Raw genomic sequence first — 13332 nt, forward strand, 5'->3', positions numbered from 1 at the left:
TTATCCCATTAAGGGCAATATATTATATGTCCTAGCACAATAAAAATCAAGGGCAACATCATCACCCTTGATGTTTTATCTTTAAAACTACTGTTTATTCGTCAGTGGCAGTATCATCTTTGCCAGCTTCAATGGGTGCAACAAGCAATTTTGGACGTTCAGGTCTAAAAGTTGCTTTGGCTGTACCAAGCACTTCATTAATCAGCTCATTATTATAATGCACGCCAACAGCCACAGATGCTAATGGCAAAATCGCACCAAGCAAACCGTTATTTAGCTTATCTAAATTGACAAACTGTGCTAGGTCATCTAATTGCTTAGTATAAAGCTGTGCTGATGAAAACTGACTACCCACTTTCTTAAGCTCAGTTGCCACATCAGTCTGGTCAGCATGGCTAATCACACTTTTTGCTAACGCCAACGCTGTCAATATGATTTGCTTTTCTTGAAGTTTTTCAAGACCTGCACCAGACAATACGCCATAGGCTAATTTTGCACCATCTCGGCCAGTTAATGGCTTGTCATAGATAGCAGCAATTTGATATACCGACTTCAATGACACAAGTAATAGCCAAGCACTATCTAGGATAACACCGATTAAACCTGCCACTCCAGTCGCACCGCCAAGTGCCGCTAAAGCACGGTTTTGGTTAGCGATTTCGTGAGCAAAATCATCACGTTCACGATCGGTCAGCTGTCCTAGACGATGAAAACGACTGTCTTTTGATAAATCTTTAGTTGCCCAAGAACCTGCCCAATCAGCCAGCTTGTCAAATATACTTTGTGCTAAACGGTCAAATTTAGATTGTGGCACAACTTTCGTAACCAGCTTTTGGGCTGTAGCAACTTTAGAGCCGAACAACTGCCCTGCAATATGCGTACCTTGCTTATAAAATGCACTGTCTTTAAATTCATGCTGATTTAAGTCGATGCCTTGATATGCTTCTTTTTGGTCTACACCATACAGACCACCTAAGTAAGCACCAAGCTTCGTTAGATTAAATGCAAAGCCTGATTTACCTTCCTGCTCATAAGCTGCTGCCGACTCGCTCGCCTTCTGGGCGGCATTTTGAACATCATCTTGTAACTTTTTAGCGTCATCTTGCAGACCTTGGATAGCTGATTTGGCTTGTTCTACATACTCAGTAGCATGCGTTTTTTCATCAAGTTGCTGCAAAGCATCCTTAGCAGACTCTTTGCCGCTTTCTAGCTGGTCATCTGCTTGACTTTTTAGGTCATCAAGCTTAGTTTTGGCAGTTTCTAGCACATTGTCAAACGCAGCTTTGGCTTCGTCTTTTACATTGACTAAACGTTCTTTAGCTTCGGTTGTGCTGTCTTTTAGGCGTTGCACCGCTTCAGTTTTTAGTTCATCAGCTTTTGCCAAGGCATCTTTAGCAAAGCCTTTGCCTTGCTCTGTCAAATCATCTGCCTTTTGGGCTAGCTCGTCTTTTTTATCTGTGATGGCTTCAGCTGCCTGCTGTTTGATTTCGTCAAGTTTCTCAACGCCTTCTTCAACTTTTGCCTTACCACTGTCAAGCACTTCTTGAGCCGTGTTTTTAGTGTTAGTAGCAGCATCTTGAACGGCTTGCTTGGCAGTATCAGCAGCTTGCTTGGCATCTGCCTTAACATTTTCTACAGCATCTTCGGCTTTTTGAGCAACGTCTTTAGCTTTTTGTTTTGCCTGATCGGCAGTATCTTTAACCGTATCCTTAACAGATTCTTTAGCACCATCAAGAGCATCTTTTGCGTCTTTTGCGACATCTTTAGCCGATTGCTTAGCATCTGCTTTGGTGTTATCTAAGGTTTCTTTAGCGGTTTGTTTAGCGTCTTTAGCAGTCTGTTTCACCGCTTCTTTAGCATCTTGTGACCCTGACGTTTGGTCATTATCTTGGCTTGCGGTATTTTTTACCACAAATACGTCCTGAACTGCTTTATTTTCAATATCCACTTCTGCGATTACGTCGATATTCTCGTCGTTTTGTAAGCTTTGGGCGAAATCTTGATCGGTATTTTTTGTGTTTGACATCATGTTCTCCAATTAATATTGCCAGACATCCTAGCCTATCATATTCTATAGGTTCTTACCAGCTATATTTACCATAAAATGATAATCACTACCATTGTAAGCTAAAAATGTAACAATTTATACACCGTTTATACATGATTGCTTAAATTATTGCTTAAATTTTTTGAGTAAACGTTTAAAATTTCCCCTTTTTTATAAGATAATTTGTTACAATATTAAGATACAACTGTAAACACAACATGGACTTTATTATGAAAAGAGTGGTCATCACAGGTGCAGGCATCGTCTCATGCATTGGCAATGATTTAGGCAGTGTTAAGCAATCCTTAATTGAAGGAAAATCTGGCATCCGCTTTAACGAAAGCTATGCTAATCATGGCTTTAAGTCATGCGTATCAGGCAGTATTGATAAAGATACCTTAGACATGACAGGCATTGACCGTAAGCTAAAACGCTTTATGAGTGATGCCAGTCTATATGCCTACATCAGTGCCCTACAAGCCATTCAACATGCAGGCTTATCCCTAGAAGAAGTTGGTAATAACCCACGAGTTGCTGTCGTGGCAGGCTCTGGTGGAGCATCGACATCTGACGTGGTGGGTGCAGTTGATGCGATGCGTGAAAAAGGCTTGCGTGGCGTAGGGGCTATGGCTGTGCCAAAAATCATGAGCAGTACCGTCTCAGCGGCTTTAGCAACAGGGCTAAAAATTCAAGGCATTAGTTACTCTGTGTCTAGTGCCTGTGCCACTTCAAGCCACTGTATCGGCAATGCTATGGAACTAATTGCACTTGGTAAAGCAGATATCGTACTGGCAGGCGGCGCAGAAAGCGAGCATTGGACCCAGTCTTGTATGTTTGATGCGATGGGTGCGATGAGTACGCAGTATAACGATACCCCGCAGACAGCCAGTCGCCCTTATGACTCAACACGTGACGGCTTTATCATCGCAGGGGGTGGCGGTATGGTTGTCGTTGAAAGCCTAGAACACGCCCAAGCTCGTGGGGCGACCATCTTAGCTGAAGTGGTCGGCTACGGAGCAACGTCTGACGGGGCAGAAATGGTCGCACCAAGCGGTGAGGGTGCAACTCGCTGTATGAAGATTGCTCTAACACAAGCAGGGCTTGATACCGTAGATTATATTAATAGCCACGGCACAAGTACGCCACTTGGTGATGTCACCGAGCTTAACGCCATCGCCGATGTCTTTGGCGGTGCAGATAAAACCCCGCCGATAAGCTCAACCAAATCCATGACAGGGCATAGCTTGGGAGCTGTGGGTGTTCAAGAATTCATTTATTGCTTACTTATGCTAAACAATGACTTCATCGCTCCAAGCATCAACATTAAAGATATGGACGAAAATGCTACAAAATTCGACATCGTTACCCAGACTCGCGACACCAAGCTCAACAGCATTATGACAAATAGCTTTGGTTTTGGGGGGACAAATGCTGCCTTAGTCATTAAAAAATTCACCGACTAGCTCAATTAGTTCAAAGCTCCCAAGCCCTAACTATAATCCAAGCGATTACATTTAGGGCTTTATGTTTTTGGTAATTTTACTTTAAAATTTACCTTTTTTAAGCAAATTAAAGTTTACATCATGCAAACCACTTTCATTCCAAGCACATTTAACCTTACAACATTAGCTGCTCTTTTTGCTCATGATGATATCTGCTGGCAAGTCTGCTTTTTACAAAATAACGGACACCCTGTCGTCGGCATCTTGCCAAAAACTGCGTGGAAAATTTACCCAAATGCTAAGCACGCCTGCCAACAAACTTCTCAAGCAGTGCCACTTTATATCAAAAAAGCCACCCGTCAAAGTGATAAAATCACAGAGTACAGCACCAATACAAGCTTTGGCAACCAAGCGACCCTAGAAGCACAGCTTATCAGCTATTATGAAGCTTATGCAAATCCCACAGATATAAGCGATAGCCCAAAATACCACCACGGTCTGATGGGCTTTATGGGTTATGACCTCTCAGCAAACACCCTAAACCCAAACATTTGCCTTAAGCATGACCAATTGGCGGGGTTTTTTGGGCATTATGATGTGATGATTACACAAGCAGATGATGGATTTTTGGTAAATTTTTGGGGTGATAATCAAGTGTTCTTTGATACAATTTCTCAAAAAATTACTCAGCTTCTCACCAAAATACTACCGCCAAAAACCGCCATCGGCCTAAGCCCAAAATGGCAACGAAACGACTACCATACCGCCTTTTATAAAACCCAAGATTACTTACTGTCAGGCGATGCTTATCAAATTAACCTAACCCAGTGCTGGCAAGGCTTAGCGGATAATTTACACTTACATCTGCCACATCTGCATCAAGCGATGAACGCACCTTTTTCAGGGTTTATGTGCATTGATGGATTTGAGCTATTATCGGTATCGCCTGAGCTGTTCTTTACTTTTTATCGTCAAAATAATGCTTGTCATATCACCACTAAGCCTATCAAAGGCACACGCCCACGCCACAACAACCAAGCGACAGATGAACGTCTAAAAGCAGAATTAGCAAGTAGCGAAAAAGACATCAGCGAAAACTTAATGATTGTCGATTTATTGCGTAACGATTTGGGTAAATATGCAAAAGTCGGACAGGTTAAGACACCGATTAAATTTGCCATTGAAAGCTTTACAAACGTTCATCACATGGTCAGCACCATCACCGCCGTCCTAAAACCTGATAGCCACCCTATCAGTGTTTTGCTAGGCAGTCTACCTGCAGGCTCTATCACAGGTGCTCCCAAAAAACGGGCTTGTGAGATTATCCATGAGCTAGAAAGCACACAGCGTGGTGCTTATTGTGGCACATTAGGTTATCTAAATTTTGATGGCACAGGTCAATGGAACGTGCTTATTCGCACACTTCAAAGCTTTCAAGGAGTGGTTGAGCTTTGGGCAGGTGGTGGCATCACCATTTGCTCAGACGTCAATGCTGAATACCAAGAATGTTTTGATAAAGTGGGTAAAATCATTGATTTATTAAAGCATGAATCGTTTAACACTTAAGTTAAATACGCCGATAATAAAACGAGTGCAATCATAACCGATAACGCACTCGTTTTTCATTTAATCAATGATAAAAGATCATCTAAATTGCTTTAGTGCGTTCTATAAGCCACGCTTTGGCATCGCCATCAACCAACCCGCTTAATTCATCACGAACCTTTTGGTGGTAGTCATTTAACCAATCTTTTTCTTCTTGGGTTAAAAGATTTGATAAAATCAAACGAGTATCAAAAGGACAAAGCGTTAGATTCTCAAACTTTAAAAACTCGCCGTATTCCGTCTGGCACGCTGGCACGCACAACACAAGATTTTCTAATCGCACGCCCCATTGACCTGTGCGGTACAGACCAGGCTCATTACTGGTTATCATGCCTTTAACCATAATGCGTTCAGGGGTGGGTGCTGCAGTCCTACTAATAACTTGTGGACCTTCGTGAACATTCATAAAATAACCCACGCCATGCCCTGTGCCATGACCATAGTCTAAGCCATGTTGCCAAAGCTGATTTCTGGCTAAAACATCCAGCTGCATTGAAGGAATGTTAGCAGGGAAATGTGCCTTTGCCAAAGCAATATGAGCCTTTAGCACATAAGTAATGTCTTTTTTTTCTTCATCTGAAATACAGCCTACCGCCGCCATGCGAGTGATGTCGGTTGTACCATTTTCATACTGAGCCCCAGAATCTATCAGTAGTAATCCATCGCCATCTAAGTAACCAAAACTATCTTTGGTTGCCTTATAATGCACAACCGCTCCATTACTGCAAAATCCTGCGATCGTATCAAAGCTTGGGCTGACAAAATAAGGCTGGCGACTGCGTGCTTCAAGCAGCATAGCATCAATATCAAGTTCGCTGACACGCTCGCCTGCTGCCAACTTATGCTCAAGCTTCACAAAAAATTCACACAGTGCAGCACCGTCTGCTCTCATAGCATCCTTAATGTGGGCGATATCAGCATCTGACTTCACCGCCTTTAAGATGGTGCTTGGGTTTACCGCTTGAATACGCTTTACTAAACTTGGCAGTTTTTCTATCGTGCTAACAGCCACCTTTGCAGGATCAAACAGCAAGGAGTCATCTAGCTTGGCAATCTTGGCTTGAACATCATCATAATCTAATACATCAATGCCTGCACCATCTAAGGCGGCCTTAGCAGCATCATTTAGCTTATCTTGGTGGACAAACAATGTCACAGACTTATGCCCAATCAATAAATGTGCCAAAAACACAGGGTTAAAGCTGACGTCTGCCCCACGCAGATTGGTCAGCCAAGCAATATCATCCAAACTTGAGATAAGATGATGGCTAGCACCTTTTGCAGTCATCTGCTCACGCACCTGTGCCAGCTTATCTTTGGCTGTCATATCCACAAACTTAGGCTGATGCTCATAAATCTTAGCACAAGGCAAGCTTGGACGGTCTTGCCAAATTTTGGCCAAAAAATCACGATCCGTTAATAGCTTAATATCTTTGGTGGCAAATTTTTCATTTAAGTCATCATACTCAGCCACCGACAGCACCGACCCATCAATGGCGACAGTAGCATTATTTGGTAAATTCTCTGCTAAAAACTTAGCAAACGAAGGCTTGCCTTGCTCCATTTTCATTAGGTCAATACCTGTACCTTTTAGCTGTTTTGGGGCTTGTACCCAATAACGGCTATCTGTCCACACGCCTGCAAAATTCTGCGTAACAACAAGCGTGCCAACTGAACCTGTAAAGCCTGACAGCCATGCACGTCCTTGGTAGTATTCGGGTAAATACTCTGACATGTGTGGATCATTTGATGGAATGATGATGGCATCAATACCGTGCAACTTCATGACATCACGCAGCTGATGCAAGCGATCTGCATGGGGATTGATAAGATTAGAGTTACTCATGATTTTTCCTTAGGATTAAAGTGTATTTATTGCCATTCTACTTGCATTTTATAATAATGGCAAAAAAAAATCGTCCGCCATCTATTTAGTCATCCTTATGATAACTTGTGTTGGCTACTAAAAGCCATAAAAAAAAGCAATAATCAATCATCGCTGTACTTTAGATTTTTCATGCTATAATATTACAAAATTTTAGCCACGATACCACCATGAGATACACTCTTAACCGTCAGTCTTATCGCCGCTTTCGCCCTAAAATGTACTCTATATGGCTTTTTGGGCTAGTTTCATTATATTTTAGCCTATTAAACTTTCCCTTTTATCAAAAAGTCTTTAATATCGCTCATCATGAAGGTTCTGCGGGTGCTTTTTTATTTAGCCTGCCAGTATTTATCTTTGGCTTGCTATGGGCGATATTTAGCGTTATTGGCTTGCCAATCATCCATAAAATCATCATACCCATTTTGCTAACCATATCAGCAGCCATTAGCTATCAATCGCTATTTTTTGGGGTGTATTTTGATTATGATATGCTGACCAACGTCTTACAGACCACGCCAGCTGAGAGCAGTAGACTAATAACCTTACCCTACTTGGCGTGGATTGTTATCTTTGGTATCGTGCCAAGCGTTTTGTACCTAAAAACAAAAATCATCTACCGCCCAATCATCAAAGAAATCGCCTTTCGTCTGCTGGCGATCTGCATTGGCATAGGTTTGACTGGATTGATCGCTGCATTATTTTACCAAGACTATGCGTCATTTTTTAGAAATCACCGAGAAACTAAAAATCTCATCGTTCCAAGCAACTTCATCGCAACAGGTGTCAAGCATTATAAAATACGCCGAAATGCCAATCGCCCTTTTGAGACCATCGGACTAGATGCCAAATTACAAAAAACGGACGACCTTAGAAACGTCACCGTGCTGGTCGTGGGCGAAACGACACGGGCTGCCAACTGGGGGCTTAGTGGCTACGCTCGCCAAACCACACCAAAGCTTGCCGCAAGAGATGATGTCATTAACTTTAAAAACACCATCAGCTGTGGTACGTCTACCGCCTATTCTGTGCCATGTATGTTCTCGCACCTACCAAAAGATAGCTTTAATATAGGTGATGCCCCTTTTACTGATAATCTTATGGACATCATGCAACGAGCGGGTATTTATGCCAACTGGCAAGATAACGATTCTGGCTGCAAAGACGTCTGTAACCGCATCCCCAATGACAATGTCACCGCCTTAAACATCGATGGGCTATGCCACGATGGCGAATGCCAAGATGAGATTTTATTTCATAACTTAGACGATATCATGGGTCGTACAGATAAGGACACCGTCATTGTGCTACATACCATTGGCAGCCACGGTCCGACCTATTTTGAACGCTATCCAAAAGAGTTTAATAAATTCACACCGACTTGCAAAACCAGTAAAATCAACACTTGCAATAATGAAGAATTGGTGAACACTTATGATAACACCATCTTATATGTTGATTACATCTTAGATAAAGCCATCAACTACTTACAAGCTCAAGACGGCATCAAATCAAGCTTAATCTACGTCTCGGACCACGGTGAATCGCTTGGCGAAAATGGCATCTACCTGCACGGCACACCTTATGCAGTCGCACCAGAACATCAGACGCATGTACCGATGATATTTTGGGCAAATGACGCGTTTTATCAATCAAAAAGGATAGATAAGCACTGCCTAAAAACCATCAGTGATGAGCAGCATTTTTCTCATGACAACTTCTACCATACTGTGATTGGCATGAGTGATATGGACAAATCGTTCTCACTGTATGATAAAAAACTTGACATCATCGCCATGTGCCAAAAATAGACACATGGCAGTCAACCGATTAGCCAAACTTTAAAATATTTTGCCAAAGTCTAGCTGATTAAGGTATCATATGGTAATTTTTTGATTTCACCCCATCATGGAAAAGAAAACACCACCCATACAAAGTCATACGTCTGATAAGACGATTTTTACTTTACCAAATAACTTAACCATCGCTCGCATTGTGATGATACCACTGTTCATTCTGATTGCATACTGGCCGCCTGCCTTAGGCATTGGCTTGCCTGCCATTAGTGATAATGCCATCGCACGCCTTGGTATGCTTGAGTACAGTGATAGCATGCTGCGGCATTTTTTGCTGACTTTTTTATTTGTTTTAGCAGCAGTAACAGATTGGCTTGATGGGTATTTGGCTCGTAAGATGAACCTAAGCTCTGCATTTGGACGCTTCTTAGATCCTGTGGCAGATAAGCTGATGGTAGCGGCAGCCTTAATCATCCTAGTACAGTGGCATGCCAATATCGTCATGGCAATTAGTGCCATCGTTATTATTTCAAGAGAGATAGCTGTATCTGCCTTGCGTGAATGGATGGCAGAGCTTGGCAATCGCACAAGCGTTGCTGTCAGCTATGTGGGCAAGCTTAAGACCACCTTTCAGATGATCGCCATTACTGTACTACTTTTAAACTGGCAAATGTTAGAAACCATCGGCTATGTACTGATGATTGTGGCAGTGATTTTAACACTTTGGTCAATGATGATTTACCTAAAGGCAGCATGGCCTTACCTAAAACAAGATTAAAAAAAATGGGCAAATCATCGCCCATTTTTATCATCTTAGATGCTCGCTGCGATACCATCCATAAAGCCCAACAATGGCATTCACCTGATATACCATCGTCTGAATGGCGAATATGTAATTGCCCGACATAAGATTAACAATCAGCCAAACACCGTTTACCGCAATCCAAATCCACCAGTTAAACGAATACCGTAAAATCATCATGACTTGGGCGGTGATAGACAGCACGAACGCCACCACATTGATGGCAAAAAAACTCACACCAAAAAAACGGCTACCATCATCTTCAATCACCCCATAACCACGAGCAATGAGCCAGTCATTGATCACAGGAAATAGCAAAAGCCCTACTGCAACAAAAATGATCGTCGTAACCCAAACATATTTGTTGGCTGATTTTGGAATCATCTCGCCATCAGCATCGGTGTTTTTTCGCCAATAATACACGCCATAGACATGGGTAAAAAAGTTAAATAAAGGAGCAAGCATTAAACCTACCGCTCCTGATGTGCCTTGTACGATCACTTCTCCTGCCGTGGCAAGCATACCCATGCCGTTACCTAAGACATTTTTACGAAAGCTAAGACCAACCACGCACAAAAGCCCAATCAACGACACCGCCAAATAAAACCAGTCAAGTCCTGACTGGGTAGTGGTCAATAAAAAGCCTAAAAACAGTGCTATCGCACCTAAAGCGAACCACAATAAAATCCAATGCATACTCCAGTCTTTTTCACCAAAGCCTGTGATATTATCTAAAAGTGCAATTCTCATGAATTTACCTTATGTGAGAGTAACTGGGATAAAAAGCCATCAACGATAGTCAGTGCCTGCAAATATCGCTCATGGTAATCGTCATGGGTGATCATCTGTGGTGTAATGTCATAACGATCAAACATCAAAAGCAAACGATTCTCAAAGCGTGTACGATCTTGATCGCTGCCAAGCTGACGCATGCCATCTGCCACCCATTGCACGTTATTATCCAGCATAATGGTCAAATCCATGCGATTAGTCATAGCAAACGCTGCCACGACATCATCTGTGTGTCCTTCATATTCTTCACAAAATGCCTGCGTCGTCGCAAAATCGGTATCCACAAAAGTCACTGGCGCAGTTGCCATCGTCGTTGCTTGATGAATGGCATTGGCATGGCGAGCAGCAATCAGTGCATAATCGCTTAGCTGTAGCCCCACTTCTGTGCCGCCTAGATCACTATGCACATAAAGGCGACCCATCTCAAGAGCAACCGTCGCTCCATAGTGGTTGGCAAGCTTATGCACAAGTGTCGTCTTACCCGAGCTTTCACCCCCGACGATACAAATTGTTTTGGTGTAATTTATCCGAGCAGATGGTGCAATACTATGAAAATTTACAAGGGGGTTGTCGTAGATTGTTTTACTGTCAAATGCCGTCTGTGGCAAAGTTTTTATTTTATAATGCAAACTTGCCAAATCTATAGCAGACTGATCTGAGTAAGCTGTCTCATCAAGCGGTGCTTGAGTATCATGCTGATAAAACACCACGGCATCATCAAGCTTTAAATGATGAATAAGCTGCCTAAGTACATCAAAAGTTAATGGAGTGTCCACTTCATCATAACAACAAGAACGAACGTCAATACCTAAAGTCTTTGCAGTATGCACCTTGACAAAGCCAAAATGCTGACACGCCACCTGCACCGCTCTAGCTTTATCTTCAATGCTCACAGCAAACGCTGATGAACCATCATCACGCTCTAGCACTACGATATGCAGCGTATCTACCTGCCCTGCTGCAACATTGATGTCTTGTAAATGCCCTAGGTGTAGCGGTTCAAAATAGCCAATCAACAATCCTGTTGTCATTTTTACATCCTACATGTTGAAAAGTGGTCGGTTTGACCTTATTTTATATAACAAAGCAAGACATTATACACAAAATAAAAACAAGAGGAAAGTACAGTATGGCAAAGCTTACCAAACTACACCGCTCCAAAAACCACCGCATGATTGCAGGCGTCATGGGTGGTATCGCTGAATATCTTGGTTGGTCGCCAACCATCACCCGCTTAGCATTTTTCATCATTTCAAGTGCAAGCGTTGCTGTACCCGGCATTTTAATTTACTGCATACTGTGGATTATTATGCCAAACGCCACCGCTGATTCTTATGAAAATCGCCGAATATTTGAAGTTAATTAGCCTATACTAAGCTTTAACATCAAAGCATGCAAACAACGCCATCTTAAGGCAAATAAAGGTAGGCACACTGCTAAAATCACCCTAATTGTAATGGCGTGATTTTAGTGGTTTTTTCATCTGCCATAACGTGATAAAATGATGCAAACTTCTTATTTCAAGGCAGTATCATGACCACCAAAAAGCTCCTAACCTTCCAAGAAATCATTCTCACCCTACAAAATTATTGGGCAAGCCGTGGCTGTGTCGTCCTACAACCTTATGACATGGAAATGGGGGCAGGCACATTTCATACCGCCACCTTTTTGCGTGCTTTGACCCCTGAAAAGTGGAACAGTGCATATGTTCAGCCGTCTCGCCGTCCTACCGATGGGCGTTATGGCGACAATCCCAACCGCCTACAACATTATTATCAATTCCAAGTGGTACTAAAACCCAATCCAGATAACATTCAAGAGCTGTATTTAGGCTCGCTTCATGCCTTGGGCATTGACACATTGACCCATGATGTGCGTTTTGTAGAAGACAACTGGGAGTCGCCGACTTTGGGTGCGTGGGGCTTGGGCTGGGAAGTGTGGCTCAACGGCATGGAAGTTACGCAGTTTACCTATTTTCAGCAGGTCGGTGGCATTGAGTGCTTCCCTGTTACAGGCGAGATTACTTATGGGCTAGAACGCCTTGCCATGTATATCCAAGGCGTAGATAGCGTGTATGACCTTGTGTGGACGGACGGCGAGTTTGGTAAAGTTACCTATGGCGATGTGTTCCATCAAAATGAAGTGGAGCAATCCACCTATAATTTTGAATACGCCAATGTGGATAAGCTCTTTGAGTTATTTGATTTTTATGAAAGTGAGGCTGACCGCCTTGTGGTTGCCAATCTACCACTGCCTGCCTATGAGATGGTCTTAAAAGCATCGCACAGCTTTAATCTATTGGACGCTCGTGGGGCAATCAGCGTTACCGAACGCCAACGATTTATCCTGCGTGTGCGGACATTGGCTCGCAAAGTGGCGACAAGCTATACCAAAGCTCGTGCCAAATTGGGCTTCCCAATGGCGGACGATAAGCATAAGGCAGAGGCTTTGGCAAGATGGCTAAAAGATGACAACACCTAAAATTGCCAAAATTAGCTTAGCCAAGTTCACCGCCCAAGATTATCATCTGTATCATCAAGTATTAAGCGATGAGACGGTAATGAAATCGGTAACAGGCAAGGCGATTGATAATGATGAAATTAAACGTGCTTTTGATACGGTGTTAATGAGTAATACAGAGCATGATAATTTTGGTTATTTTAAAATATATCATCATGATAAATATGCAGGTTTTGTTAAATTTAAATTATATGAGCAAAATTTAGCGGAGCTTGGCTATTTTATCTTGCCACAGTTTTGGCATAAAGGTATTGCCAATTTTATCATCAGTCATTTTATTGACATCGCCAAAGACAAAAATATCAATCTATTTGCCACCGTAAATAAACAAAACGCCATCTCCAAACATTTACTTACCAAATACGGCTTTGTATATCAGCATGACGACATGGTAGATGGCTTGGTGGGCGAATATTGGCGATTAAACTTTAAATAAATATTTT

General features: G+C 42.4%; 11 protein-coding genes. 7 read left to right on the forward strand and 4 right to left on the reverse strand.

The genetic code is table 11. The annotated features are described in order from the left end of the window. Positions 1 to 94: 94 nt before the first annotated feature. Positions 95 to 2026 carry an EcsC family protein gene (locus tag LU293_RS03775; RefSeq protein ID WP_242748973.1) on the reverse strand — a complete coding sequence of 644 codons (1932 nt, stop codon included), beginning with the start codon at positions 2024 to 2026 and terminating at the stop codon, positions 95 to 97. A 251-nt stretch (positions 2027 to 2277) separates the two neighbouring features. On the opposite strand from LU293_RS03775, the gene LU293_RS03780 reads away from it, so the two are divergent. Together LU293_RS03780 and LU293_RS03785 are read left to right on the forward strand one after the other, a co-directional pair. Next, the gene (locus LU293_RS03780) at positions 2278 to 3510 is read left to right on the forward strand and encodes a beta-ketoacyl-ACP synthase II (RefSeq protein WP_242748976.1); all 1233 of its coding nucleotides are present in this window, start codon (positions 2278 to 2280) and stop codon (positions 3508 to 3510) included. A gap of 120 nt (positions 3511 to 3630) precedes the next feature. After that, positions 3631 to 5055 carry an anthranilate synthase component I family protein gene (locus LU293_RS03785; protein WP_242748979.1) on the forward strand — a complete coding sequence of 475 codons (1425 nt, stop codon included), beginning with the start codon at positions 3631 to 3633 and terminating at the stop codon, positions 5053 to 5055. An 82-nt stretch (positions 5056 to 5137) separates the two neighbouring features. On the opposite strand, the gene LU293_RS03790 is transcribed toward LU293_RS03785, so the two are convergent. Beyond that, positions 5138 to 6940 carry an aminopeptidase P family protein gene (locus tag LU293_RS03790; protein WP_242748982.1) on the reverse strand — a complete coding sequence of 601 codons (1803 nt, stop codon included), beginning with the start codon at positions 6938 to 6940 and terminating at the stop codon, positions 5138 to 5140. Between the two features lie 209 nt (positions 6941 to 7149). Here LU293_RS03790 and LU293_RS03795 point away from each other — a divergent pair, with 209 nt between their 5' ends. Continuing rightward, entirely contained in the window at positions 7150 to 8790 is a 1641-nt protein-coding gene (locus LU293_RS03795) for a phosphoethanolamine transferase (RefSeq protein ID WP_242748985.1), read from the forward strand. Between the two features lie 97 nt (positions 8791 to 8887). After that, complete coding sequence (gene pgsA, locus LU293_RS03800) at positions 8888 to 9553, forward strand: CDP-diacylglycerol--glycerol-3-phosphate 3-phosphatidyltransferase (protein WP_242748988.1); 666 nt, start codon at positions 8888 to 8890, stop codon at positions 9551 to 9553. Positions 9554 to 9583: 30 nt separating this feature from the next. Here the strand turns inward: pgsA and pnuC are convergent, their stop codons facing one another. Together pnuC and nadR are read right to left on the reverse strand one after the other, a co-directional pair. Next, the gene (pnuC, locus tag LU293_RS03805; RefSeq protein WP_242748991.1) at positions 9584 to 10327 is read right to left on the reverse strand and encodes a nicotinamide riboside transporter PnuC; all 744 of its coding nucleotides are present in this window, start codon (positions 10325 to 10327) and stop codon (positions 9584 to 9586) included. Further along, positions 10324 to 11400: a multifunctional transcriptional regulator/nicotinamide-nucleotide adenylyltransferase/ribosylnicotinamide kinase NadR gene (gene nadR / locus LU293_RS03810; protein ID WP_242748993.1), complete on the reverse strand. Its 1077-nt coding sequence runs from the start codon at positions 11398 to 11400 to the stop codon at positions 10324 to 10326. Before nadR ends, pnuC begins: the two co-directional genes overlap by 4 nt. Positions 11401 to 11498: 98 nt before the next feature. Here nadR and LU293_RS03815 point away from each other — a divergent pair, with 98 nt between their 5' ends. The 3 genes from LU293_RS03815 (at position 11499) to LU293_RS03825 (ending at position 13325) form a co-directional block, all read left to right on the forward strand. Further along, positions 11499 to 11735, forward strand: a complete 237-nt coding sequence (locus tag LU293_RS03815) for a PspC domain-containing protein (protein WP_242748996.1) — start codon at positions 11499 to 11501, stop codon at positions 11733 to 11735. A 167-nt stretch (positions 11736 to 11902) separates the two neighbouring features. Next, positions 11903 to 12850 (forward strand): glycine--tRNA ligase subunit alpha, encoded by a 948-nt coding sequence (glyQ, locus tag LU293_RS03820; RefSeq protein ID WP_242748999.1) that lies wholly within the window; start codon positions 11903 to 11905, stop codon positions 12848 to 12850. Further along, positions 12837 to 13325, forward strand: a complete 489-nt coding sequence (locus LU293_RS03825) for a GNAT family N-acetyltransferase (protein ID WP_242749002.1) — start codon at positions 12837 to 12839, stop codon at positions 13323 to 13325. Before glyQ ends, LU293_RS03825 begins: the two co-directional genes overlap by 14 nt. The last annotated feature ends 7 nt before the right edge of the window (positions 13326 to 13332 follow it).

The organism is Moraxella nasovis (assembly GCF_022701215.1).
Taxonomy (GTDB): domain Bacteria; phylum Pseudomonadota; class Gammaproteobacteria; order Pseudomonadales; family Moraxellaceae; genus Moraxella; species Moraxella nasovis.